The 26,988-nt window shown below is 36.9% G+C and carries 21 protein-coding genes and 1 tRNA gene; all 22 read left to right on the top strand.

Annotation, left to right across the window (positions count from 1 at the left end; translation table 11 throughout):
• Positions 1-330 precede the first annotated feature (330 nt).
• Positions 331-1,344, top strand: a complete 1,014-nt coding sequence (locus tag DB520_RS12565; RefSeq protein ID WP_157972061.1) for a hypothetical protein — start codon at positions 331-333, stop codon at positions 1,342-1,344.
• Positions 1,337-3,124 (top strand): ABC transporter ATP-binding protein, encoded by a 1,788-nt coding sequence (locus DB520_RS12560; protein WP_114750069.1) that lies wholly within the window; start codon positions 1,337-1,339, stop codon positions 3,122-3,124. Before DB520_RS12565 ends, DB520_RS12560 begins: the two co-directional genes overlap by 8 nt.
• Positions 3,125-3,991: 867 nt before the next feature.
• Entirely contained in the window at positions 3,992-4,837 is an 846-nt protein-coding gene (locus tag DB520_RS12555; RefSeq protein ID WP_114750068.1) for an FkbM family methyltransferase, read from the top strand.
• Between the two features lie 7 nt (positions 4,838-4,844).
• Positions 4,845-6,038: a glycosyltransferase family 39 protein gene (locus DB520_RS12550; protein WP_114750067.1), complete on the top strand. Its 1,194-nt coding sequence runs from the start codon at positions 4,845-4,847 to the stop codon at positions 6,036-6,038.
• Positions 6,035-7,471: an FAD-dependent oxidoreductase gene (locus tag DB520_RS12545; protein WP_157972060.1), complete on the top strand. Its 1,437-nt coding sequence runs from the start codon at positions 6,035-6,037 to the stop codon at positions 7,469-7,471. The genes DB520_RS12550 and DB520_RS12545 overlap by 4 nt, the downstream gene beginning before the upstream one ends.
• A 19-nt stretch (positions 7,472-7,490) precedes the next feature.
• Positions 7,491-9,005: a glycosyltransferase family 39 protein gene (locus tag DB520_RS12540; RefSeq protein WP_157972059.1), complete on the top strand. Its 1,515-nt coding sequence runs from the start codon at positions 7,491-7,493 to the stop codon at positions 9,003-9,005.
• Between the two features lie 704 nt (positions 9,006-9,709).
• Complete coding sequence (locus DB520_RS12535) at positions 9,710-10,426, top strand: hypothetical protein (protein ID WP_114750064.1); 717 nt, start codon at positions 9,710-9,712, stop codon at positions 10,424-10,426.
• A 34-nt stretch (positions 10,427-10,460) separates the two neighbouring features.
• Positions 10,461-11,282 (top strand): glycosyltransferase family 2 protein, encoded by an 822-nt coding sequence (locus DB520_RS12530; RefSeq protein ID WP_114750063.1) that lies wholly within the window; start codon positions 10,461-10,463, stop codon positions 11,280-11,282.
• Between the two features lie 5 nt (positions 11,283-11,287).
• The gene (locus DB520_RS12525; RefSeq protein WP_114750291.1) at positions 11,288-12,175 is read left to right on the top strand and encodes a glycosyltransferase; all 888 of its coding nucleotides are present in this window, start codon (positions 11,288-11,290) and stop codon (positions 12,173-12,175) included.
• A gap of 7 nt (positions 12,176-12,182) precedes the next feature.
• On the top strand, positions 12,183-13,076 hold the full coding sequence (locus DB520_RS12520) for a glycosyltransferase family 2 protein (RefSeq protein WP_157972058.1): 894 nt from the start codon (positions 12,183-12,185) through the stop codon (positions 13,074-13,076).
• On the top strand, positions 13,073-14,236 hold the full coding sequence (locus tag DB520_RS12515; RefSeq protein ID WP_114750061.1) for a glycosyltransferase family 4 protein: 1,164 nt from the start codon (positions 13,073-13,075) through the stop codon (positions 14,234-14,236). Before DB520_RS12520 ends, DB520_RS12515 begins: the two co-directional genes overlap by 4 nt.
• Positions 14,237-14,238: 2 nt before the next feature.
• On the top strand, positions 14,239-15,387 hold the full coding sequence (locus DB520_RS12510) for a glycosyltransferase (protein WP_114750060.1): 1,149 nt from the start codon (positions 14,239-14,241) through the stop codon (positions 15,385-15,387).
• Between the two features lie 116 nt (positions 15,388-15,503).
• The gene (locus DB520_RS12505; RefSeq protein ID WP_114750059.1) at positions 15,504-16,631 is read left to right on the top strand and encodes a glycosyltransferase; all 1,128 of its coding nucleotides are present in this window, start codon (positions 15,504-15,506) and stop codon (positions 16,629-16,631) included.
• Between the two features lie 14 nt (positions 16,632-16,645).
• A complete protein-coding gene (locus DB520_RS12500) occupies positions 16,646-17,830 on the top strand; it encodes a glycosyltransferase family protein (protein WP_114750058.1) in 1,185 nt (394 codons plus the stop codon).
• Positions 17,817-18,494, top strand: coding sequence for an HAD family hydrolase (locus DB520_RS12495; protein WP_114750057.1), 678 nt, complete (start codon positions 17,817-17,819; stop codon positions 18,492-18,494). Before DB520_RS12500 ends, DB520_RS12495 begins: the two co-directional genes overlap by 14 nt.
• Before the next feature lie 1,399 nt (positions 18,495-19,893).
• A complete protein-coding gene (locus tag DB520_RS27020) occupies positions 19,894-20,505 on the top strand; it encodes a hypothetical protein (RefSeq protein ID WP_198675319.1) in 612 nt (203 codons plus the stop codon).
• A 38-nt stretch (positions 20,506-20,543) separates the two neighbouring features.
• Positions 20,544-21,704 (top strand): hypothetical protein, encoded by a 1,161-nt coding sequence (locus DB520_RS12480; RefSeq protein ID WP_198675318.1) that lies wholly within the window; start codon positions 20,544-20,546, stop codon positions 21,702-21,704.
• A 5-nt stretch (positions 21,705-21,709) separates the two neighbouring features.
• Positions 21,710-22,687: a polysaccharide deacetylase family protein gene (locus DB520_RS12475; RefSeq protein WP_114750054.1), complete on the top strand. Its 978-nt coding sequence runs from the start codon at positions 21,710-21,712 to the stop codon at positions 22,685-22,687.
• Between the two features lie 71 nt (positions 22,688-22,758).
• A complete protein-coding gene (locus DB520_RS12470) occupies positions 22,759-23,979 on the top strand; it encodes a glycosyltransferase family protein (RefSeq protein ID WP_114750053.1) in 1,221 nt (406 codons plus the stop codon).
• 400 nt (positions 23,980-24,379) lie between these two features.
• Positions 24,380-24,453 (top strand) — tRNA-Asp (locus tag DB520_RS12465).
• A gap of 252 nt (positions 24,454-24,705) precedes the next feature.
• Positions 24,706-25,293 (top strand): DUF6326 family protein, encoded by a 588-nt coding sequence (locus DB520_RS27645; RefSeq protein WP_114750052.1) that lies wholly within the window; start codon positions 24,706-24,708, stop codon positions 25,291-25,293.
• A 547-nt stretch (positions 25,294-25,840) separates the two neighbouring features.
• On the top strand, positions 25,841-26,917 hold the full coding sequence (locus tag DB520_RS12455; RefSeq protein ID WP_114750051.1) for an AAA family ATPase: 1,077 nt from the start codon (positions 25,841-25,843) through the stop codon (positions 26,915-26,917).
• Positions 26,918-26,988 lie beyond the last annotated feature (71 nt).

The raw sequence follows: 26,988 nt of genomic DNA, 5'->3' as shown, positions 1-26,988 counted from the left end.
ATCGAGGAAAATCACTACTTAAAGCGTGAGAATTAAATAGGTTGCTATTTTAAGTATTCTTCCAATGTTTAATAGAAATTCAAACCCCTCTATAATTACCTATCATTTCGAATACTTTACACCCTGGATGGAGAAAAGACAACATCCGGAACAATCACAAAGAAACCCTTCAGGGTTTCAACCCCATTAGCCCCGAGTCCACGACTCGGGGTAGGTTAATGCAATATGGAACCGTCAACCCCGGCAGGGGTTGAACTCCGTGACCGCCAATACGGACGGAAATTAAATTTGTAGAAGCAATTTGACGTCAGAGGATTTTGAAAAAACCTTTTGAATAATTCAATCAATATATTGACACCTTCTGCCCCTTTTTCTGCCAGGTTTTTTGATGAGGCATGGAAAAAGGATTGGGACACGGTACTGGAAGGTTCTGAAAACGGAACACTGATGCATTCCCGGGAATACCTGTCCTACCATAGTGCAGGCAGGTTCAATGACTGTTCGCTCTTACTCTACCATGGGAAAAAACCCATTGCCATCTTCCCTGCCCATCAGGAAGAGGATAGGGTGTTTTCTCATTTGGGCCTGGGGTATGCAGGTCTGGTGTTTGTAAAAAGCCTTTCTTTTGACCTAAAGCTGCAGGCCTACCAAACACTGTTGGAAACCTACCATCATAGCCAAATCAATGAGTTATTGATCAAAGTTACCCCAGCGGTCTATGGACCCCCCGCAGCGGAAATGCATTTGTACTTTCTTCACCTTTGCGGCGGGAAAACCATCAAAAAAGAATTGTCTCTGGCCATTCCACTTCCCCTCAATCTGAAAGGCCTTTCAAAAGGCCGTAAAAGCGCCATAAAAAAGGCGGAAGGTGTAAGGCTTTCTTTGTGTCAAACAGATGATTTTGGACGCTTCTGGAAAGAGCTTCTAGTTCCTAACCTGGCTTCCAGGCACGGGGTGCAACCCGTACATAACAGTGGGGAAATAGCTTATCTGGCAAAGAACAACCCCGGAAAAATCAGGCAATTTGTGGCAATCTTAAATGGAGAATGGCTGGCCGGTGCCATCGTATACGTAGCCCCTACCTGTGTACATACCCAATACCTTGCCACCAATGCCCTGGGACGCAGACTGCATGCCCTGGATTTTATGATCAAGGGGTTGTGCGAAGACATTTTCAAGGAAAAGCAATTTTTGGATTTTGGCCATGTAAATGAGCAAGAAGGAAAAAAAATAAACAAGGGATTATTAAGCTGGAAGGCCTCTTTTGGCGCCCAACCATGTATCCAGTACCAAATAAAGGTCAAAACCAAAGGCTGGCAATTGCTGTTGGACAGTTATGCTTAAGAAATTTGTAAAAAAGTACTTTTATTACTTCACCTATTTTTATAGGTATCTTCGGTATAGGTTGTTGGCGGCATTTGCTCTTAGCATGCTGGTGGCCTTCTTTGATGGGTTGGGACTGACTTTGTTTTTACCCCTTTTGCAGATGCTGGACGGGGGAGAAAGCTCAGGGGAGGGGCTCGGTTATTTGGCTTTTGTGATAACAGGACTTGAGGGCATGGGCATCTCCATCACCATTGTTTCTGTGTTGTTGGTGATGGTGGTGTTTTTTTGCCTTAAGGGCTTGGTGAAGTTCTGGGAAGGGGCATATAGAACTTCCCTGAGAAGGTATTATGTAAAGCGTCTAAGGTACCTGACCGTAAATAACCTGGGTAGGTATAGCTATAAATCCTTTGTTCTTTCGGATTCTGGAAGGATTCAAAACACCGTTAGTGGGGAAATGGAGCGGGTGGTAAACGGATTTGTCAACTACCTGAATTTTCTACAGGCCGCAGCCATGGTGGGGGTATATGTGGTACTTGCTCTTTCGGTTAATGCCCAATTCACTGCATTAGTAGTATTGGGGGGGGTGCTTACCAATTTTATTTATACCAGTATTTATGGTAAGACAAAGCATCAATCCAAGTTGTTAACCGGCAACAACCACGCCTTTCAAGGGTTGTTGATCCAGAAGGTGGCATTTTTTAAGTACCTTTTAGCCACGGGAAGTATGGATAGGTTTGGGGATCGACTAAAGAGTTTAATTACTAAAATAGAAAACAGCCACCGGAAAATCGGTCTGCTCAATTCTTTTATCAATGCCATCCGGGAACCCATGATCATTGTTATCGTTGTGGGGGTAATACTGATTGAAATTCAAGTGCTTGGAGGTAATCTGGGGGCCATTATTCTTAGTCTGATGTTTTTTTATAGGGCCTTGTCCTATTTGATGAGCGGACAGTCCTTTTGGAATGCGCTTATGAATTACCATGGATCTATGGATAACCTTACAGAGTTTTTGAGGGATTTGGAGAAAGGCAGGGAGCAACAAGGTAATTCCCAATTCCAGTGCTTCACAGAAAAGATGGAGTTTCAACAAGTGAGCTTTGGATATTGGGACAAGCCCATCCTCAAGGAGATTAGTTTGGAGTTGCCCAAAAACACCACCCTGGCACTAGTGGGAGAGTCGGGATCCGGGAAAACCTCCCTGATGAATCTTATGGCAGGATTGGCCTTACCGGACAGTGGACGGCTTTTGATAGATGGGGTGGATATGGCGGAGCTGGATAGAAGAAGTTTCCAAAGGAGAATTGGGTACATCACGCAGGAGCCCGTGATCTTTAACGACACCGTTTTTAATAACGTTACCTTTTGGGATGTGGATAGTGCAGCCAACAGGGAAAGATGTAAACAGGCAATGCAGAAAGCGGCAGTTTGGAACTTTGTGGAAACCCTACCCCAAAAGGAGGACAGCCCCTTGGGAACCAACGGCATTATGGTAAGTGGGGGGCAGAAGCAGCGTATCTCCATCGCAAGGGAACTGTATAAGGAGGTGGATTTTCTGTTGATGGATGAGGCCACTTCTGCCTTGGACTCTGAAACGGAACAAATCATTCAGGAGAATATCGATGCATTAAGGGGGCAATATACTATTGTGATAATCGCCCACAGGCTTTCCACAGTAAGGAATGTGGATCAAATACTTGTATTAAAAGAAGGGGAAATCGTGCAAAAAGGCAATTTCGCAGAATTGATTTCCAGTTCCAGTGTTTTTCAAAGGATGGTGGAAATGCAGGAGTTTTAATATGAGGAGCCGGTTTTATACCACTTAATAGTTGCTATAATTTTCAAATCTTTAACTTTGTTCGAAAAGGGTAGGGTCAACGATATGGATAGCAATTTTTTTTTGTAATTTATAATGTAAGGCGTACGTTATCGTTAGCTAAAAACCTGTTATTTCCGTACTTTTAGAAGTAAAATAAAATATTGTTCAGATGGAAAAGTTGATTAAAGATGTTCCTGAGGGCAAAAGTAAACTGGTTAAAGAGTTGCTGGAAGCATTAGGTGTTAAAATAACTAATATTTCTTCAAAGAAAATGGACTAGAAAGGTGTATAAAAAAAGTATCCATTTGGGCGAAGTTGAAATTAAGGCAATTGAGGAAGTAAGTAATTCCTTTAATTTCCCTATCAAAGAATGGTAGTTGATACTGGGATTTTTTTGAACATTTAGGGGCAAAGGAAAAAGATAAGACCACTCTTTATGATATTTATGAGACGGGTTTTCTGTTTATATCATCGATTACTTTTTATGAGTTAATGGCTGGAGCTACTACTGAGGTAAAGAGAAAGGATATTTTAATACTTACAAAAAATTTAAAAAATTGGATTTTATTAGTCCTATAGCTCTTTGGCCTGCCACTATTTATCAGCAATTGAAAAATCAAAATCAACTTATAGAGTTCAGGAATATTTTAATTGGAGCAACTTGTTTAGAGTTTGGTTTCCAGTGTTAACGATGAATAAAAAGCATTTTCAAAGAATAAAGGGGTTGAAGCTAATTTAAATAATTGAACTAGATTTATTCGCTATATATTTTTCTAAAATCAATTTTACAAGTTTTCATAGAATCTGTAACCATATATCGAAAGATATTTGAATTTGTGAAGTCAAATGAAGCTGAAACCGCTAATAACCAATACTTTTTTAAACCATTACCTTTACAAAAATGCCCGTACAAGGGCAGGTGTGGGAATGTTCGGTCAGGCAGTACAAGAGCTAAAAGTGGCTCCTTCACAGTTTTTGAGTTGGAAATACCCTTTTAACAGTGTGCTGAACTTTTTCAGGGTTACGTTTTCCATCTTGATAAGATTATCACTAGGTAGGAATGCAAAAGTGTCCTATGCTTTTTATGGAGAAGATAGGATCATAGAAGGGATTTTGAAACCCCGTTTTACCAAAATGGGCTATTATGTGGAGGTAGGCTCCAATCATCCAAAGTTTATTTCAAACACCTATGGCTTGTACCGCAAGGGCTGGAGGGGCTTATGCATAGATGCCAACGCCCACCTTATTATAAAGCACAAGAAATGCAGGCCAAGGGACAAGGCAGTGTGTGGGTTGGTTTCAGACCATACCGGTGAGCGGTCATTTTATCAGGTCGAAAACGATGTGCTTAGCACAGCTTCCCCACAAAATTTGGAAGAGATAAGAAGGGAAGGTCTCCATTATAGGGAACAAAAGTTTGATGCTCAAACGCTAACTGAACTAATGTGCCTCCATAAGGTGCCACCTTTATTTGACTTGCTGTCCATTGATGCTGAGGAACATGATTATGAGGTATTAAAAGGATTGGATTTTCACAGGTTTCGACCACGGTTGATTGTAGTAGAAGACGAGACCTTTAAGACAGAGAACCCCAATCAAAACGTCATTTACAAGCTTCTAATGGAGCAGGGGTACAGGCTTGAGGGATTTGTTTTGAAAAACCTTTATTTTTTGGATAGGCCCCTTGTATAGTATTAACATGAATAAATATTTTAAAGAAAATACACTTTTTTTCGGCTTGCTTACCCCTATTTTCTTGTTGGTAAATGGGGTTTTGGGATTTTATCTTGGGGTGTCCCTGGATGATGATTCGCAGCGGTACTTGGGATACGCCGAAGAGATGAGGGAAAGAGGCTTGTTTTTTAAGCCTCATGATTTTTGGTACATAGGTTACCCTTTGTTTATACTTTTGATGCAAACGGCTCATTCCTCCCTGGAAATGGTGGTTGTGGGGCAAGTGATGGTCTCATATGTTGCCTTGTGGGGTATTTATAAGGCAGGGAAAACCTTATTTTCGGACAATAAGGCAGGGCTGGTGGCCGGTTTCTTGTTTTTGGGCTTTGTAATGATAACTTATTGGAATTTTTGGATTCTCTGTGAGTCAATGTTGATTTCTTTGAATAGTTTGGTTTTCAGTTTATTGGTGCTTTGGCAGGTAAAAAAGGACAAACGGTATCTAGTATTTGGTCTTTTGATTTTTGCGTTGGCTTTTTTTACCAAACCTACCGGTGTGGCCTTATTGGCCGCTGTATTGGTGTTGATATTTAGGAAGTTGTGGATGTTTCTTCCAAATGCTGCCATCAAGACTTCGTTGACGTTATTTGGGCTGCTGGCATTTTTTTTCTTGCTCAATCAGATGTTGACCACCTTCGGATATGTGGATGATTATCAAAGAGGCGAAATCGTCTATAATATCCACAAATTGACCCATGAACCTTATGCCAAATATTTAATTGTGACATCTCCTGAGGATCTATATATTCCTCCCTCACATTTTCCAGCTTTAGCGCAGTTCATCCTGGTGATTTTTGGCAACCCCTTGTATTCTTTTCAATTGATTTTCACAAAATTGTTTTTTTACCTTCTTTATATCAGACCTTATTTTTCCTTTTACCATAACGGATTGGCTTTGCTGTTTTTGGTGCCTGTGTACTTAGGTTTCATAAAGGAGATGAAGGGCAAAGGCCTGCCGGATCTTATTAAGCTGTTTGTAGGCGTATTTATTGGTGTCAACGTTTTGAGTTCGGTTTTGCTGACTGTGGACTGGAACAGCAGGTTTTTGGTTTCAGTATTGCCAGTGGTTTTTGTGATTGCTTCGGCACAGTTGTTGAATTTCTTGATGAAGATACAAGGCTCCTGTTTTTTTCAACGTCCAAAACTTAACCCATATTGAGCCAAGGAAATGAGAAAAGTAGGGTAGCGATTGTAGGAGCAGGACCTGCGGGTCTTACTGTTGCATATCTTTTAACAAAGCAAGGCTACAGGGTTGATGTTTTCGAAGCTTCAGACAGGTTGGGGGGGTTGTCCAAAACCATTGAGCTGTGGGGCCAAAAGGTGGATCTTGGACCGCATCGTTTTTTTACCAAAGATGACAGGATATTGAAGCTCTGGCTGGAAGTGGTAGGTGAGGATTACAGCATGGTGAAAAGGCTCACAAGGGTTTATTATGCAGGGAAGTTTTTCCAATATCCTTTAAAGCCTATTGAAACTTTCACAAAGTTGGGATTTTGGGACGGGTCTGCCGCAATCTTTTCTTACGTCAAGGAAAAGCTTATCCCGACAAGGGAGGATGAGAGTTTTGAAAAGTGGGTGGTCAGAAGGTTTGGGAAAAAATTGTACCAATTATTTTTTAAAACATATAGTGAAAAGCTTTGGGGAATCCCAGGCACCCACCTGGATAAGGACTTTGCAGCTCAGCGGATTAAGAAGCTAACTTTTTTTGAAGCCGTTAGGGAAGGTTTAAGGGAAAAGAAAAACAACAGGCATGGTACATTGATCGATGAATTTGCTTACCCCAAGGAAGGCACTGGAATGGTGTACCAGCGAATGGGGGATTTCGTGAATAAGAATGGGGGAAGAATCCATCTGAATGCAAGGGTAATTTCTGTGAATAAAACCAATACTGGAGAATTTTTAATAGGAACAAACAACGGTGAGGCCCCTAATTATAAACACTTGGTTTCTACCATGCCTTTGACCCAACTTATCCTACAATTACCTGATGTCCCCGGGGAAGTGTTAATGGCTGCCAATGAGCTTAGGTTCAGAAACACCATTTTGGTTTATCTATTGGTGGATCAGCGGGAAGTTTTCCCGGACAACTGGATATATATTCACGATCCATCCTTAAAGGTGGGACGCATCACCAATTTTTCGAATTGGTGGAGCCCGGAGATTACAAGGCAAAGTGACAAAACCATTCTATGCATGGAATACTGGGCCAATGAAAATGAGGAACTGTGGTTAAACAGTGATGAGAGGTTGGTGGCGTTGGCAAAAGAGGAAATCGCTAAAACCAGTCTTGTAAAGGAAGCCCATATTTCAGCAGGATTTGTTTATAGGTTGCCTAAGTGTTACCCCGTTTACAATATAGGGTACAAGATTCACCTGGGCAGTATCATTTCATATTTGAGCAAGATTTCAGGCCTTATAGTGATAGGTAGATATGGATCTTTTAAGTACAATAACCAGGATCACAGCATATTGATGGGGATACTTGGGGCTGAGAATATTGCCGGTACAGGCAATCATGACCTCTGGAAAATCAACACCGATTATGAGGTTTATCAGGAAAGGGGCAAAAATGCCACAGTTTTATATTCCTGATTGTAAAATTGAAAGGATAATGACAACGACTCAAACGCTCCCGGACAAAACACAGAACAATCCCTACCAACAATCCGGGAAGTTTTATTTTGGGGCGACCCTAGGGGTTTTTATGGTGGGTGCCGGTTTGGCCATTTGGCAGTTTATTTTTAACAGGGATCTGTGGTACGATGAAGCGTTATTGGCCAATAATTTCGTAAATCGTACATTTTGGGCTATGTTTCTTCCACTGGACGAAAAACAGGCGGCACCAATTTTGTTTTTATTGATCGAGAAGGGTTTATTTGACCTTTTGCCTCATAAGGAATATGCCCTACGGATTATGCCGCTTACGCTGTATATGTGCTCAGCTGTATTGTTCTATAAAATGCTGCATTTGATTTTTAAGGACCCTAAAATCATTCTGTTTGGGGCTTTGCTGTTTTCCATCAACTATTTTTTGATCTATTATTCCTCTGAGGTAAAACAGTATATGGGTGATGTCTTTTCCATTTTACTTATGTACTATCTGGTGCTAAAGGGGGAGGTAAAGGAGAATCAAAACGTTTGGGTGCTGGGAATTATAGGATCAGTCATGATATTTTTCTCCAATGTGGCCCCCATAATTCTGGCAAGCACAGGGCTTTACCTGATGCTAAAAGCAAAGAAGCTGGAAGACCTCAAGCCATACCTACCTATGTTTTTGATATGGGCGTTGGTATTTGTCGTTTATTACCTACTTTTCATCAAGGATCACCCGTTGAAAGCCTATATGCAAGACTTCTGGAAGGTCAAATACGGATTCTTGCCAGATTTTGACAATCCTCAAAGGCTCCTTATGTATTTCAAGTTGAAATTTGTGATGATGTTCCGGCTTATGCTCAGCATGTGGACGGTGGAGAAATATTTGATGTTTTTCCTTTTTGCATGCGGTATGGGCTCATTACTTTATTTCAAGAGGTATGGCTGGACCATACTTTTGCTTTTTCCCCTGGTCAGCCACTTCTTTTTGTCTGTATTTGAGGTTTATCCTTTGGAGTTGCGATTGTTTTTATATTACACCCCTTTACTAATTCTTGTAATCTGTTTTGGGTTGGATGAGATAATAAAACTTCTACGTGGAAAACCCGCTAAATTTGCTTATGCTTTTATAGGATTGGTATTTTTGGTATCCTTGAGCGGAATAATCAGGTCCTTTGCTGGGAATTTTCCGGTGCAGAGTGTAAATGTAAGAGGTCTTATGACTTTTGTTGCTGAGGAATTAAAGGAGGGTCAAGTTATTTTCTCTTATGATAAAGAAGCTCCGTCTATGCGGTATTATAGCTCTATGGGGTATTGGGAAGACCTTCCACTTGTTTTTACTGATTATGAAATAATGGAGGGCAATAAAGGACTAGAATTAATCAGAGAGGTACCCGGATCCCTATGGCTTGTTTTTGAACATCATACACCTGAGCTACATTACGACTGGGAAAGGACCATGAATTCAAATGGAATCACTATTTTGCGTAAACAATGCTTTTCGGATAGTTGTGGGTATGAGGTGGAGATTTAATCGGAAAATTGAATTTAAAAGTATGATTCTAAAGATACTAAAATATCATGAGTTGAAACAATGCATTTAAACTTTCAGCATTTTCCTTGAGACATAATTTTGTTTGCTCAATTGCTGGGTCCAAAGAAGTTTGGACTATGGTTTGACAGCTGATGGAGTTGGTAAGGACTATGATAATAACACAAAGCATGAGTTTGAAAAAACTGCAAACGTTGAAGCAACATGGCATTATTCCGGGATGGAGGATTTTCTTTCTGAAAATTGAAAGGCTTTTGACAAAATATTATTGCTTTATGGTTACCTAAAATATAAGTATTATTGAAAGTAGTATAGGAAGAATTATTAACTAAATTTATTAATATAATTTCTGAAGAAAATTCTCACATTATATAAAATAGTACAGTTAAATTAAGTTGATGTCAGAAACAAATTGTTTTAATTTTATATATAATGAACGAAACAACTTCAAATTATATTTAAATATAAACCAAATAATTGGTGAAAATATTTAAAATTAAATATGGCTTTACCTTGATTATAATTGTTTATATAATTTTAACAGTCAATAATGTTGATGCAACTTTTATATACAAGTTGTAAAAGTAAAAGGTAATTTGAGTTTACTATAATTACCTGAAAAGAATGAGAAGTTTGAAGAATTAATTGTTAACCAAGGCATTAATTAAAAAAACAATTATTTTTGTATGAAAGATAAAGTTTTAAAATGGCTTATAAAAATTAGGGATAAAGCCTTTGGTTTAAATAAAATTAATTATCAGTTTGAAGAAAAATTAATTATCAGAATTAGGGAATTAAAAGCTTTGGAGATTTTAAAACCTTATTTCCCCACAGGATTTCTTTTCGAAACTGATTATTCTTTACCTTTCCAACTAATTCAGCACATTTGCAATGATATTTTGATCTACAAGCCTAAGACTATTATAGAGTTTGGTTCAGGATTGTCAACTATTATTATTAGTAATTTTTTAAAAGAAGTTAATCTTAATGTTGAGTTTATAAGTGTTGACCAAGATAAGAATTGGCAAAATTTAATTAGTAGACATTGTAATTCTGTTTCATTTTTTTCTTTTGAAATAAGCGATAATAATCCATTTTCTAAAAATGGAGATGGTAAATGGTTTGATATCCCAAATAAATCAGAGTTGTTAAATAAGAATTATGATTTGGTAATAATTGATGGCCCAATTGGAAAAAAAAATAAATTCGCAAGATATGGTGCCATAAATTTCCTTAGAAATAAATTAACTAAAAGCAGTATTATATTTATAGATGATATTCATAGATTTGATGAGCAAATCTTAGCTAAGGATTTTGTAATAGAGTTCAATCTAAAGAAGATTGATATATATAAATATTCAAGATTATCCCACAACTACAACATAATAACCTCTCCATCTTAGTATTATAATAATTTATGTTTTAAATTTTTTAGCTATGAATTGTACTAGTCCTAAGGTTAGTCTAATTGTACCAACTTTTCAAAGGTCAAAATTGATTGGTGAAACTATTGATTCAATTATTAATCAGGAATTTGAAGATTGGGAATGTATCATTGTTGATGATAAATCTACAGATGCTACCTTAGAAATTGTAAAAAACTATATTGCTATAGATGAAAGGATTAAGTACTTTATTAGGCCAGATAATATTCAAAAAGGAAGTAATTCATGTAGAAATTTAGGTTTAAATTACTCAAAAGGAAGGTATATCAAATGGATCGACTCTGATGACTTAATTCTTTCAAACACTCTAAGTATACAGGTTAGCATTTTAGAAGAAAATTTGGATTTAAAAGTATGTCTAGGCTACGGACGTTTTTTCAATCATTTCACAAAAGAACTTGAAGAATTCTGGTCTAGGAAAACTAATTCTGAAAACCTTTTACTTGATTATTTATTACAAAACATTAAATGGCCAATTGGTGGCCCCATGTGGAGAAGAGATTTTTTTGAGAATGAACCATTCAATTTGGTAATTAAAAATGGGCAAGAATGGCTTTTTCATGGAGTATCAATTATGAAATTGAAAATCCATCAAATTTATAATTTTCAAGCAGCAATTTATTTGGCAAGAAGAGGTCATGCTAATATTTCAGGAAATATAAACTCTGATTATTATTATAATAGAGCAAAATCTAGATTGATTTTTTTGAAAATAGGTATTTTGAATAACAAGTTAAATTTTAAATTGATAAAGGTTTTAACTATTGAAATCTTAAAGTTTTTAGCTATATCCTTAAAATTAAAGATTAAATGAAATTTATGAATTCAAACATAGAAAAATACTTTACAGTCATTGTACCAGTTTTTAATGATACAGAAAGATTAAAAAAATGTTTGAAAAGTCTTAATAATCAAACCCTTGAGAAATCGCTTTTTAATATCATAGTTGTAAATAACAATGAAGAAGAATTTTTAGATTTAGATTTACAAGAATATAAAAATTTAAAAATTATTTATGAGCCCGAAAAGGGATCTTATGCCTCTAGGAATAAGGGAATCACTTTTTCAAAAACCGAAATTTTGGCCTTTACTGATTCTGACTGTTTACCTGATGAAAATTGGTTGATAAATGCAAAAAAATATTTTGATAATGACCTTAATAAAGAAATTGGTGTTTTAACTGGACCTGTTCCACTTTTCTTTAAGCAAGTTGGAAAGTTAACATCAGCAGAGCTTTATGAAAAATATACAGGTTTTGATTTTAAGTCCTATGCCAGTGAGGGTGCATGTGGTGCCGGTAATTGGTTTTCATACAAAGCTGTTTTGGAAGAATTCGGTGGATTTAATTCAAAGCTACGGTCTAATGGAGATACAGAATTATCAAAAAAAATCTCTAGAAAATATAGAATCATTTATGCAGAAGATATAATTGTTAGACATCCAGCAAGGGATTCAATTTCATCTGTAGTTTTTAAATATCAAAGGTTGATGGGAGGAGTATATCAAAGAAAATTTAAATCTAAGCCTTTAAGTTTTTTTGTCTATTTACTTAATTTTATATTGAGAAGGTTTAAATTTATGTCAAAAAAGATTTTTACAGTTAGCCTCAAAGACTCTTATGCGATAAATATGGTTTGTATTGCCATTATTTTTGGAGTTTCCTTAGAATATTTTAGATTGATATTTCATTTTGAACCTAAAAGATAAATTTTTCATGGATGAAATCCCAGTTTCAATTGTAATTCCTATATTTAATAATTCTTTTGAGTTGGAATTATGCATACAATCAGTTTTAAATCAATCTTACCATAATTGGGAATTGATTCTTGTAGATGATGGATCGAGTTTTGATTCTCTTGATTTTGTAAAAGGATTGATTAAAGATGAATATAAAATTAAATTGATATTTCGTAATAATAATCGGCCTAAAGGTGCAAATTCTTGTAGAAATATTGGGGTAGAAAATTCTAAAGGAAAATTTATAGCATTTTTGGATTCTGATGATATTTGGAAAAAGGATAGACTAAATATTGCCCTGAAATACATAATGAATTCAGGAGCTTTTGCATTGTATAGTAGCGGAATTGATAACTATGGAGACCAAATAAAATTTAGAAAATCTAAGCAAATAATGGAGTCTGATTCCGCTTTTGATTTTTTGCTTTTAAATGATACATATGCTCCAACTCCTAGTTTTATTATCCATAAAAGCGTTTTTAATTTGGTTAATTTTGATGAAAACCTAACTCGTCACCAAGATTTTGATTTTTTTATTAAAGTTCATAAAAAAGTAAAGTGGTTTTATCTGGATTCCTATGATTTGATTGTAAATAGAGTTAATTTCTCTACAAAAAAAATTGATTTTCAGGGTTGTGTTCAGTTTTATCAAAATCATTCATCGAAAAGTATTAATAAAGAATTGAGGGTTAATTATATATATCAAATATCTGAAATGTGTGTGAAAATGAACCCTTCAACTTCAGTATTAAATTTCTTTTATAAACAACTTAAAAAGGAAAATATTAAAATTTCAATTAGACAATTAGTCATTTATTATTTTCCATTTTTGTTTAATTATTTATATAGATTAAAAAAATATTATAAATGAATAATAAAAAGATACTTTATGTATTGGATACAATTTCAATTGGGGGTGCTGAATTAAGCGTTTTGGAATTGATTAAGAATATTCAAGAATTTGATATTATTGTTTGCGTTATATATAAAGCAAAGAATGAGCTGTTAATAGAGTTTAATCATTATGCTAAAAATTTAATTCTTTTTAATATCCCACATAGATTTGGTTTTTTTTCTGCTTCAATTAAGTTAAAAAGAGTTATTCAGCAAGAAAGGCCTATTTTGGTTCATGCTAATCACTTTAGATCCGAGATTATTGCAAGAATTGTTGTTCCTTCATTTAAGATACCCTTGGTTTGTACTTTAATTAGTGATTCTCACTCCAAAGATAGATATAATTTACTAAGTAAGAAAGAAGTAATTAAGCTTGAATTTTATCGATTTATAAATAAAGTAACCGCAAATAGAGCAAATTTATTTTTATCAGTTTCAAATGCAATTGTTATACCTAACATGAAGTATTTAGGTATTCCAAAAGGCAAAATAAAAGTCATCCCCAATGGTAGAGATGTTTGTAAATATAATAATGCTGTTCCAATTGAAAGAACCAGTTTAAATTTAAGTTCTGAAGATATATTAATTGTATCCAATTCAAGGGTTATTAGATCAAAAGGATTTGATGAAATTTTCATGGCATTTAATGTTTTACTACAAAACTTTAGAAATATAAAATTGATAATAGTTGGAGATGGTTTCGATATGAGTTATTATAAATCAATTTGCAACAAATTAAAGATAGAAGAAAGTGTTACTTTTTTAGGAAGGAGAAAGGATATTCCCGAAATTTTGAAGGCTTGTGATATTTTTTGGTTTGCATCGCATTATGAAGGTTCTCCTGGTGTTGTTATTGAAGGGATGTTATCCAAAATTCCAATCATTGCATCTGATATTAACCCTAATATTGAAAACCTAGTGCATAAAAATAATTCGCTTTTATTCAAAATGGGTGATTATTTGGATTTAGCATCTCAAACAAGGTTTTTACTAGAAAATTGGTCTTTGAAATCAAAATTAACTTCCAATGCCTATGATCTCGCAAAACAAAAATTTGATATAAGGACTATTGCTAGAAATCATGAAATCGAATACAAGGCCTTAATCGAAAGTTATTTAAATTTAAAGACCTTCTAGATTTGAAAATTGTCAGAATTGTCCCATTGCTGGATTTTGGAGGGGTAGAGCAAAGGATCAAACATACTGTATTAGGATTTGATACTTATTCTTATGACCTTTTAGAAATTGTTGTCTTAGGAGGTGAAGGGAAAATTTCCCAAGAACTTCATTTAATGGGCACTCATCCAATTCATTTTCACCAAAATTTCAAAATCCCCAACCTTAGGTTAATTTATATGTTGTTTCAATTTCTTAAAAATATTCAACCTGATGTTGTCCATACTTCGGCTTCCGAGGCCAATTTTCATGGATTGATTGCAGCAAAAATGGCTGGTGTACCTGTAAGAATAGGAGAGGAGATAGGTTTTCCCAATCATGATTTTAAGTGGAGGTTTGTATTCAAATGGGTGTATAAATCTGCGACTAAGGTTATAGCTATTTCACAATCGGTCAAGGATAGAATTGTGGAGTTAGGAGAAGTTGAAGAGGAGAAAGTGGAGGTGGTGTATAATCCGGTTGATTTAGGAATTAGGGAAAAGGAAAAAGGTGAAAGTGGGACTCTTTTTTGCACCCAGAGTGGTGCAAACATCGCTATAAGTGACGTATATAACAAGCATGGAGAAGGAGAAAAGCCATTTGTGTTTGTTACGACATGTAGATTGGTGGCAGTAAAGAATTTGGATACTTTGATAAAAGTGTTTTTTGAGCTTGTGAAAGAGAATCAAGAAAAGTATTTAAAATTATGGATATTGGGGGATGGACCTGATAAGGTGAATTTAGAGGCTTTGGTAAAAAAAATTGGGATTCAAGAAAGTGTAGTTTTTTATGGGTTTCAAGAAGATGTAAATCCGTTTTTAAAAAATTCAGATGCCTTTGTTTTACCTTCTTTTTCCGAGGGTTTTTCAATTTCCTTAGTGGAGGCTATGCTTTGTGAATTGCCTTGTATTGTTACTAATCAGGGTGGGCCTAGCGAAATTGTGGAGGATGGTAAAACAGGTTTTTTAATAAATCCTCGTCAGGCTTCTGATTTAAAATGTAAAATGCTAAAGGTTTTGAAATTGTCTAATGAACAAAGGCAATTAATTGGAAGGATGGCTCAAGAGGCTGGGAAGAAATATTCTGTATGGAATTATGTGAAGAAGTTGTTGGAGGTGTATTCTACCCCCTAAATCAGGCTCTCTGCTAGGCTTAAATGTTTTTGAAGACGATTAGAGATTTTAAAGAGTAAATTTCAACTGAAACCATTCCCTCTTCCCAATAAGGGGTCAGGGATAGGAGAAAAAATATGCAAAAAATCCGCCTATTACATTGTATAGAAACCATTTCTTCAGGCGGGGTGGAGAAAATCAGGTTGACCTTTGCTAAAGGGTTGGATTTTGATCAGTTTGAATTAAAAATTATTTGCACAAAAGCCGTTGGGCCGATCAAAGAACAGTTAAAAAGCTTAGGTGTAGAGATTATTGAAGTGGGGACATTTAAAAGCCCATTTGAGTGGAGAAAGTATAAAAAGGTTTTAGAAATAATCCGCAATTATCAACCTCATATCATTCATGGAGCTGTATTTGAGGGAATGAGTATGGCTACAGTAGGTGGATATATCGGTAACGTTCCTGTGGTCATTCTCGAGGAGACGTCTTTTCCTTCAACCCGATCAAAAAAAGCGCTTTTATTGCAAAGGATATACTCCAATTTTGCTGATAAGGTGATAGGGATAGCCCCTTCTGTTGTTCAGTTTTTAAAGGAAAAGGTAAAGGTTTCATCTTCAAAGGTTATTTTGATAAATAATGGAGTAGATTTTCCGGAAACTTGTTCGGAAGTTGAGATTCAAAGTTTAAAAAAATGTTTAGGAATTGAAAAGGATGATTTGGTTATCGGGTCTGTTGGAAGGGTACACGATAGGGTGAAAAGATTTTCAGATATTTTGAAGGCAATAAAGCTGTTGGATAATCCTAAAACTAAATTTTTATTGGTTGGACAAGGTCCGGATTTAAGTGAGTTAACGGAATTAGCTATACATCTTGGATTTCAAGATCAGTTTATTCCAGTAGGTTTTCAGGAAAAACCTGATCCATTTTACGAGTTAATGGATGTATTTTGTTTGTCCTCTGCTCATGAAGGGTTTGGTCTTGTTGCTGCTGAGGCCATGTTGCACAAACTTCCAGTTATTGCCACTCAAGTAGGAGGATTACAGGATATTGTGGTGGATAATGAAACCGGTTTTTTAGTTCCTCCTTATGTTCCAGGTCAAATAGCCGAAAAAATAGGGATCTTGATCGATAATCCTCAATTGAGAAAATTTTTTGGGGAAAAGGGATGTGAAAGGGCTTTGAAGCATTATACTGCTGATCGATACTGCCAAGTAGTGGAAAATTTGTACTTACAACTCTTAAAAGGAAAGGGTTTAATTACCTGAAAACCATCTAAATCTTGAAATATAAAAGAGTTTTGTTTGTGAGTTGGGATGGACCGGAAGTGACCTATGTGGAAAATTTGTTCACCCCTATTTTTTTAAAGCTTCAGGAAAATCACGGCTACGAATTTCATGTAATCCAATTTACCTCAGCGAACAAAGAAATAATCAAACAAAGAAAAAAAGATTTAGAATCAAGAGGGATTTATTTTCTAGGAATTCCCACATTCAAAAGATCAGCTTTATTGGGGATGTTAAAGGTTAAGTTCCTGGATATTTATCAGGTAAAAAAATATGCGGAGAACCACGGCATTGAAGTCCTGATGCCTAGGGCAGTCAATGCCTATTTTATTATGAAGGCATTATTTAAAAATAATAAATACCGATTGGTTTGGGATGCTGATGGTTTTCCTTTAGAAGAAAGGGTTGATTTTGCAGGCCTATCAAAGGATAGTATACGGTACAAGTTTTTTAAAAAAATGGAGCATCAGGCCTACTATCATGCAGCTTCACTGATCTGCAGGACACAAAAAGCCAAGGAGGTTATTACTGAAAATGCAGGTGAAGGGTTTGATAGTGATAAAGTATTTGTGGTTCCTAATGGGACTTTTGTCCTCAATGAGAGTCCTCCTTCCGTGGTCAAACCAAAACATCTCACATTAATCTATGCTGGTTCATTGGGTCCACAATATATGTTGCCGGAAATGTTGGAAACCTTCCAATTCACCAAAAGAACATTTACTGATGCCCGGTTTAAAATCCTTACTTTTCATATTGAGCAAGCCCAGGATTACATTCAGCAGCATTTTCCACATTTGTTATCAGGTGTTGAAATTAAATCTGTTACCGCAGAGAAAGTTAAGGAGGAGTTGGGGAAAGCACATATTGGCATTTCTTTTAGAAAACCAAGTTTTTCCATGCAGGGTGTTGCCCCGATTAAAGTGGTGGAATACCTGAGTGCAGGATTACCTGTGATCTATAATTCGGGGATAGGGGATATGGATGATCAATTATATGGGCAGGGATTCGCTTTTTGCTTGGACCCAAAGAAAGATATTTATCCCTCAAATCTATCCTTTTGGATAAAAGAACAAATGGAGCAGAATTCTAGTACAACAGTGATCCAATTTGCCGCTGAGCATTTTTCTTTGAAGGAATCCGCCTCCTTATACCATCAAGCTTTACAATATGGAGAAGGATAAAGAGGAAGTGTATGTTTTTGATGTGTGCGGTACCCTGTACCACGCCAATACTACATATGAATTTTTGAAATATTATTTTATAGAAAGAGATAAATGCAAATATAATTTTATCAGACTTTCGTTATCTTTGCCAGGAAGGCTAATGACTGTGGTTTTAACCAAGTTGGGAATCAAAACTGGAATAAGAACTTTTTTGATTGGATTGCTGAAGAATGAAAAGTCGCATGAGGTTGAAGAATATGCTAAGCACTTTGTATCTGATTATTTGAGTTCAAAAAGGTTGTTAAAAACCCAAATGATACTAAAGTCAGCTCAAGAACAGAATAGGAGGGTAGTTTTGGTAAGTGCTTCCCTGGATCCAGTTATCAAAGCCATTGCTGATGAATTGCAGGTGAAGGAATATTTTGCATCAACATTGGAAAGATCAGAGGAAGGTGTTTATTCCGGTAAATTGGTCCAAGACCTAAAGGGGCAAAAATTAACAATGATAGAAAGAAATTTTAATGTTCAGGAAGGTGAATTTTTTGTGTACACCGATAATTTGGATGATATTTCATTGATTGGGATTGCTGAAAAAGCGTTGGTCCTTTCCAAAAAACGAAATTTGAAAAAATGGGAAAGCTTATTGGCATCCCATCAACATGTCGATATTTTCCATGTGTAAGTTTGTCATTCCATTTTATTACCTGACCTATTCCCGGTTAAAAAGCATCCCTGAAAAGTTATCTCTGATCTGGATTTACCCTCTTTTTTTGGTGGTTTTTCTTTTTGGCTTTTATCAGGTAGATACTATGCCTCACCTTTTTCTCATTCTTTTGGCATTTGTCGCTTGGATGAGTATGTATGAGATTGGGTATTTGGAGAATGATGCTATGACCATCAAAAAGGAATCTAACCCAAATCTGAGGATTCCCTTGCAGGATATAAATTTTATTGAGATAAATTTTGGTAAAATTGTCTTGATTAGACTTCTAATTTTTATGGGTTCTACAAGTATTTTCTTTTTTTTTAATGTATGGAGCACCAAACAAATTATATGGTTTGTACTAATAGTCCTCTTAGTTAGGCTATTTTTCTACAAGCATAATCGAATCAGGTCTAGGTGGAATATCCTTTCCTATTTCTTTTTATGTGTTTGTAAGTATTGGGTTTTTCCTATCATTTATCTGGGATTCGAGTATGGATTAGAGCCATATTGGATAATTTTAATTTGCTTTCCAATACTTAGGACAATTGAGCATGCGGTAAAACCAAAATATAAAATTCAATGGTTGAAAAAATGGGTTGGATCTTTGGATAATTTTCGAGTGAAATATTATGCTATATTTCTCGTAATGGCCTCATTATATTCATTTGGGTTTAGTATGACTCCAATTTTTTTTTATTCCATTGCATATTATTTTTTATTTAGAACGGGAGTTTGGTTTTTAATTAGGAGTGGTAGATTTTCTCGTGAAAGTTTAACTTAATTAGTTATGGTGGATATTTTTTTTGGTGTAATTTTATATGTGATCAATATGATCTTGATTTCTGAATTTGTCCGACCACGTACGAATTCAAGAGGATTGAATTTTTCAATCTTGTTAGTGCACTATCATATAATAATTGGGTTCTATTATGGATGGTTTGCTTTTGGGACTGATACTAGTTTTTATTGGAACTTAGGTGACAAGTTTAGACATTTTAATTTTGAATCTTGGTGGGATGCCTATGGCACCCATAATTATTTTGTGTTTTTTGTCAATTACCCCTTTTCCAGAATATTGGGTTTGGATTTTTGGACGGGTACTTTTTTATATGCCAGTGTTTCCTCTTGGGCTTTTATCTTATTGTTTTTGGCAGGACAGGATTTGTTTAAAGCCAACAAAATTAGTCTTTATGGATTTAATATTTGGCCATCTATCCTTTTATTGCCAAGCCTACACTTTTGGTCCTCTGGGATCGGGAAAGATTCCCTAGTATTTTTATTTATGTCCATGTTTTTTTACGGAATTCGAGATATGAGAAAGTACCTTTATTTGATAGGAATAAGTGTTGTTTGTCTATACCATGTCCGCCCCCATATGGCGTTCATTGTATTATTGTCTACTGCATTTATGTTAATCATAGACGGGAAGCTTCATTTCTCTTATAAATTGGTCTTTTTTGTCATTGCTGTCTTTGGCTTTGTTAGGATTTATGATGAGGTGCTGGCCTTTTTGAAAATGGACGAGCTTACAGGTGAGAATATTGAAAACCTATTTTCAACGTCCTCAGTAAATTTAAGCTATGGTAAATCCCATATTGACATGTCCGGCTATCCATATCCGCTAAAGCTCTTCACGTATTGGTATCGCCCCTTGTTTTTTGACGCTCATAACATCTCCAGCTTTATTAATTCTATAGAAAACTTTATTGCCTTAATTCTTACCATTGCTGTTTTTACCAAAGTAAACCCTGTTAGGGGGTATAAAGATTCTCCCAATGCCATAAAAATCATGCTTTTGACATTTTTATTGGCTTCTATCGCCTTTGCGGGTGCTTTAAGTAATTTTGGTATTATCGTAAGGATGAAAAATATGACTTTCGTTTATTTTATTCTATTTTTGGTTTATATTTATGATAATTTTTTATATGAAGCTAAGCTAAAAAAGTATAAAAGATACTTATACTGGAAAAAAAATCAATTGGTGTGATTGATTTTTTTACTGTAATATTTATTTTATTTTTATATTTGTTATATTTATACATCCACTATAAAAAATCAAATGGGTACGTAAAGTACCTTCGGATTATTTTTTTATTAGCAGCATATCACCTTATTTTTTCTTTATTTTACCACTCTTACATCCTCACCCATGGCGGGGACTCCCTTGGTTTTTGGGAGCTTTCCATTTCCAATTACCGTACCGCGGAGCGGTGGATGGACTATTTTGAATATGGGAATTTTTTTATGCAATGGCTAAACTATGTCCCTTTTAAAATACTGGGTATGTCCTATTTTGCTGGAAACCTGCTGTACGGTTTCTTGGGTTTCTTGGCTTTTGCGGAGCTTTTCAGATTGGGGTATCACTACTGGGGATTGAGTAAGGAGTGGGCATGGGAAAATAGTTGGGTGCTATTACTGTTTCTACCCAACCTTCACTTTTGGACCGCTGGGGTAGGGAAGGAGACCCTCTTGTGGCTGGGGTTGGTCCTGTGCCTGAGGTGGTGTTCCTTTCCCCAAAAATACTGGTACTTGGCTCTATTTGGCATCTTCCTATCGTTTATGGTTAGGCCTATCCATGGCGCGTTGTTAGTGGGGGTATTTGCAGTTTGGATGGTCTTTGGGTCAGGGATTGCGAGTAAGAAATACAAGTGGGTGGGCCTCGGTGTTTTGCTGCTCGGCTCAGTGGTCTCCTTAAAGGTGCTGCTTAGGCAGACCCACCTCACTGAATTAAACTTTTCTAGTATCTTGGCCTTTTTCTCCTCCCAGCAAAAGTTCCTGGAAGGCTTTGGGGCCGACTCCTACTTGGAAATGGCTGAAATGAATTTCCTGGAGCGGTTTTGGGCAGTCTTGTTTCGCCCCCTTCCCTGGGAGGCAGTTGGTTTTTGGCAATGGGCAGCGGCATTGGAGAATTCCATTTTTCTGGTATTGGTAATTACTGCCTTATGGTTTCTCCTTATTAAAGGGAAAAGACCAAAATTGCCCGCATTTCTTTATGCCGGATTGGCACTTACTGTAATGATGATGGCTATCTATGCCATGACTTTAAATAATTTTGGTATTTTTATGCGTATGAAAAGCATCTTTGTAGTGTTTTTCTATTTTGGTGCCTGGAAAGTGATTATGGATAAAAGTGGGAAGCAAAATTCTTCCTTTTCACCAAAGGGTATTTTTGTAGCAAACCTTTAGTAAAATTGAGCAGTTCCTATTTTGTGGTTTCCCTGGACTTTGAGCTTCACTGGGGCAGGTTTGATAAGACTTCTCCTATGGGGAGTGAAGCCTATTATCAGATGACCAGGGAAGCAGTTCCCCAGCTGTTGAGGATTTTCGAAAAATATGACATTGCCGTAACCTGGGCTACGGTGGGTATGCTCTTGGCCCGTGACAGGGAAGATTGGCACCGATATGCGCCCCTGTTGCAGGCAAACTACCATCAGCCTAAATACTCTGCCTATCGCTGGTTTGAAAACCAGGAGGTAAGCGGGGATTTGGTTTTTGCCCCTGACTTGGTAGCGGAAGTGCTGAATTTCCCCAAGCAGGAACTCGGTTGCCATACCTATTCCCATTTTTATACCCAGGAAAAGGGGCAGTGTACAGACAGCTTTCGGGAGGATCTGAAAACGGCCAAAAATATCGTGAAGGAAAAACTGGGAGTGGACATGAGTTCATTGGTTTTTCCAAGGAACCAGTATGATGAAAATGCCATAGCCATTGCGGCAAAAGAAGGTTTTACTGCCGTGCGCACCAATCCGGAAGATTGGTATTGGAAAAAACCGCAGGAAGCAGATTTATTGAAAAGGGTTTTTCGAAGTGCAGATAGCCTGATTCCCCTAGGAAAGAGAAGTTCCTTTCCCCTTGCTTCCATAGCACCCAAAACCGAAAACCAGCCCTGTAGAATTCCTGCCTCCCGATTTTTCCGTCCCTATCAGCATTATTCCCCTAAAATGAACCAGTTGAAGCTCAATAGGATCAAGGAGGAAATGTCCAAGGCGGCCGTGAAGAGCGAAGTGTATCACCTGTGGTGGCACCCGCACAACCACGGTTATTACCTGGAGGAGTCCCTAGGTGAATTGGAGCAGATTTTGACTCACTTCCAGTTCCTTCATCGGGAAAGAGGAATGGAATCCCGCAGCATGCGAGGACTGGTAGAGGAATTTTCGGAAAGGCAATAGCAGTTACTTCCTGCGTTTGGCTGGACACTTTCGCAGTCTGAACAAAAGTATAAATCGAAAGTTGTTAGCAGATGGATTATCCTAGAATGACAAACCTTTATTTCAGTATCAACAGTACAAAAATTGGTGGATCGGAAAAAAGGTCGATGCGAATAGCTGAAGCATTGGCTCTTGGTTCTAATAATTTGAAGATCCATTTTGTTCTCCCAAATATGCTGTTGGAGGTCATGGAGGCCGATGAAGAGCTACGTCGGATTTTGGAGGAATCTTCCATAGACTTTCTTGTGTATGACCAAGGGGAGGAACTGACTACCAAACGAAACAATGGTCGGCTGATGTGGCTTTATAAAAACAAGAAATATTTTCCTTCTTTTATTTTAAAGGCCTTAATTAAACGCTATTCGGAAAGTTTCTACAATTTTATGCGTAGTAAGTTGAATGAAGGGGATATTTACCATCATATTTTTGGCTTAACTGGATTAGCCTGCAGTTTGCGCCTGAAGCACAAAGAGGTCCAAAGGATTTGCGAACTCACCAGCCCCGTGTATGGCCCTGTGGTTTGTCATTACTGGAAATTATTTGGAGGGGTCAGGAATAAGAAATTAAAGTTATTGGCAGTAAGTGAGGTAATAAGTGGGCAGGTAGAGAAGTACGTGGCTACTAATAGTGCTTTTGCCACTTGGATGAGACAACATCTTAGCATCTACCCAATCCCGTTTTTGAAAGACGCCCCAATTCTGGACTTTAGGGAGAAGGAAAACCTGATGGTGTTTGCCTCCAATTTCTTTGACCGGAAAAACCCCGTGCTTTTTGCTAATGCCATTGCCGCATTATTTAAAGAAGGCAAATTACAGGGTTGGAAAGTCTTTATCAGGGGGAAAGGGCCTTTGGAGCCTATGGTCCGGAAGGCCCTTAAAGCAGAAATTGACAAAGGCAGGGTAGAGGTTGGGTTTTCCTCCAAACTGGAAAAGGAGTTTGAGAGATCCAAAATATATGTTTCCATCATAAGTACAGGAAACTATCCTTCCCAAAGTGCCTTTGAGGCCTATGCCCGGGGGAATATCCTGCTGCTAAGTGACAGGGGCAATTCCAGGGATAAATTTACCCATCCAGCGTTTCAGTTTGTGGACCTTGGCCTGGAGGAAGTTAAGCAGGGGATAGTAACTTGTGTGGAAAAGGCAGAAGTACAGGGTTTTCCGGAAATCAGTAAGTCTATCCAAAGCCATTACCGCGAAAACTACGACAGCAGAAAAGTGTTGGAATGGCTTAGAAAGGTACATTCCAATTATTGAAGAGTCCAATTGCCTTTTTGGGACTTTTTATACCTTCCTTAGACATGGTAAAGAAAAAAAAGAGCTTGATTCTGAGTAGGATAAAATTTTGTCTATATTTTTTTAGGGATGCGTTTTGCTTAGCAAAATAAAGCCATTACCTTTGCATCACCATAAACGATAAACGAATCGTAAAACAGCGGAATAAAGTATTGGGAATAACCTAGGAGCTAATTCGCCTCCTTGTTTTTGAGGTTTATCTTGACACCTTAAGCTGTAAATGGTTATAGACTGTAATTAGAAAATATGGTTACGGTTCTTATAAAGCAAAAATATTTGGAGTGGTAGTTCAGCTGGTTAGAATGCCTGTCCCGAGGTGTCGGGAAGGTCGCTGGTTTGAACATTGAAATATTAAAACATTGGAGTGGTAGTTCAGCTGGTTAGAATGCCTGCCTGTCACGCAGGAGGTCGCGGGTTCGAGTCCCGTCCATTCCGCAATGCGAAACCCTAACAACTTGAGTTTGTTAGGGTTTTTGTTTTTAATAGTGGGGCTACTTGTGGGGCAGAAAGTTTTGTTTTTTATCACCAATGGTTTCCGGTTGCTGAATTTACAAGCTCACATAAGCGCTTCTATTCTTTCTTAACCCAATCCATAAGTGGTGCAAGCACCTTTGGCCTCTCCGGGATATTTTTTGCATTGGAATTTAGTTCAACCTTAGGTACATTTAGTGCCAAGCGATTTATAACATGAGGAGCCTCCGAAATAAATTCGGGGTTCCGTGGGAACATTGGGGGGGAATTCCCTTGCTTGCCCTGAGGATTCAGGCAGTGGCCCGATTATCTGCAATGAATTGTCATAGCTTAACTCCAACTAGTAAAGTCAAAGAAATGTGTATAAAAAAGACAAGTCCTAATGCATTGGCCAATTTTAGCATCAATATAAAATTTAAACTAGCATTTCTTTGGACTGCATTGATGTTTCTGTACATATATGCCGACTATTTTCGGCTAATGACCCCTATGAAATTGGAGAAAATGATGAATCTTCAAACTCCAATGGGACCAACATCACCTGGGATTTTGGTGATTTTTTCTGTAATTTTAATTATTCCCACCTTGATGATAATTCTTTCCATTTTTCTAAAACCACACGTCAATAAGTGGTTGAATATCGTTATTGCATTCATTTATGCCAGTATTTCCATACTAATTATAATTTCTAGTATCGAAGATGAATGGCAGACATTCTTTGTTATTTTCAACTTCGTAGAAATTTTGGTTTTTGCAATAATCATATCACAGGCATTGAAATGGCCGAGAGAGGGATATTCATAAAAAGCATATGTGTGGATGGCCGCAGGCCATAAAGCCAGTGGAGCACCCCTCACGCCATATTTCCTGATTACAATAAGATACCTTCATCTGGACATTTGATTTTCCTTCACTAAGAAGGATTCGAATTATTTTTTTTATAATAAACAGGTTTCAATAATTGGGTTTTCCTTTCCATTATGCCCGAAAATGGGCATAACCTGTTCGAAATTTTTTAATTTCTTTTTACTTAAGGGGAGCCCAATCCCGGCACTAGTGTTATGTTAACCATGCTATGGACAAATATCTCCCGAGGGTTTCGCGGATATTCGCGGATGAGCTTCACAGTACACAGGTTACTATGCAGGAATCCTACCGTCAACTTATTCCTAACGTTACACTAGTTATTCATTAAAATGCAGTTCTTACTGTTAGCAACAAGATTTTTTATAAATTGCATCTATACTATTTAAACATTTCAGAATAGGGAATATAAACAATCAAGGAGTTTAAGCCTTTTTGGTTTTTTCTTGATGCCTTAAAATCCCTAATTCTTTAGACAGTTTGACCAATGGCAGAATTGATTGACGCTTTCGGTGAGTATAAGGAATTTTATCGAGATTTATACTTCACTGTTTGTTTTGACAGAATAGCTTCAACGCTTCGCTTCGATACTCCCTTAAAAGAGAACAAGGAAAATATGGAAGCAGTGCTTGAAGCCATAGATTTCCAATCGTCGGAATTTGAGGTAGTTTATAAGGAATGGTGCCTGGAAAATGCCAAAAATGAAGACTTGGCCAAAGATTATCCCTACCAATATCTTTTAAAAAGCAACTCCAAAAAACTGGTTGTTTGGTTGTCATTACACAGTGAAGAGCTTTCGGTGGAATATTTATATGATTGTGCGGATTTGGAACTTGAGCAATGGGCGATTTCAGACATCTGCAGGTTAAGAACAATTTTCGGGCGAAATAAGTCACCTGTATTTTATGTGTTGTCCAGAAATGGAAATGGTTTCTATACTAAAGAGGTAATTACAGAAAAATTTGAATCTGATATTGAGAAAATGTACAATGATGACTTTGTCGAAGTCAATGGTATTATTGAAGAATGCTTGTCCCTGGAGAAAGCAGGTTTGATTTTGCTGCATGGCACCTCTGGCACTGGTAAGACCTCCTACATAAAGCACCTTATTAACAGGCATGCTGATAAGAGTTTTATTTTTATCCAAAATGAATTTGTGAATTCCCTGCTTCAGCCGGATTTCATCTCCTTTTTGCTCAGACACCAAAACTCCATCTTGATTATTGAGGACGCAGAAAAGGTGTTGACCAGCAGGGAACACGTAAATGAAAACTCTGTGGTTTCTACCATCCTGCAGCTTACAGACGGGCTTTTCAGTGATTATTTGAACATCAAGATAATATGTACCTTCAATACCAGTATGGATAAAATCGACAAAGCCCTCTTAAGAAAGGGTCGAATGATTGCATACTACGAGTTCCGGCCATTAAATTCGGCCAAAGCAAATGAACTGCTAAATTCGACTAACCATGAATCTACTCACGAGGATATGACCTTAGCAGATATTTTTAACTATCGCAATAAGCATTTCAATCAGGCCAAACCCGGGAAAATTGGCTTTTAGTGATAATCCTTCTCGGTACAATACCCTTTCCGTGCAGGCACGCTACCTAACATCCAATAGGTTGCAAAGGT

Origin of the sequence: Pleomorphovibrio marinus (assembly GCF_003347495.1) — a bacterium.
GTDB classification, from domain to species: Bacteria; Bacteroidota; Bacteroidia; order Cytophagales; family Cyclobacteriaceae; genus Pleomorphovibrio; species Pleomorphovibrio marinus.
This window is presented reverse-complemented; position numbering and strand designations above follow the sequence as displayed.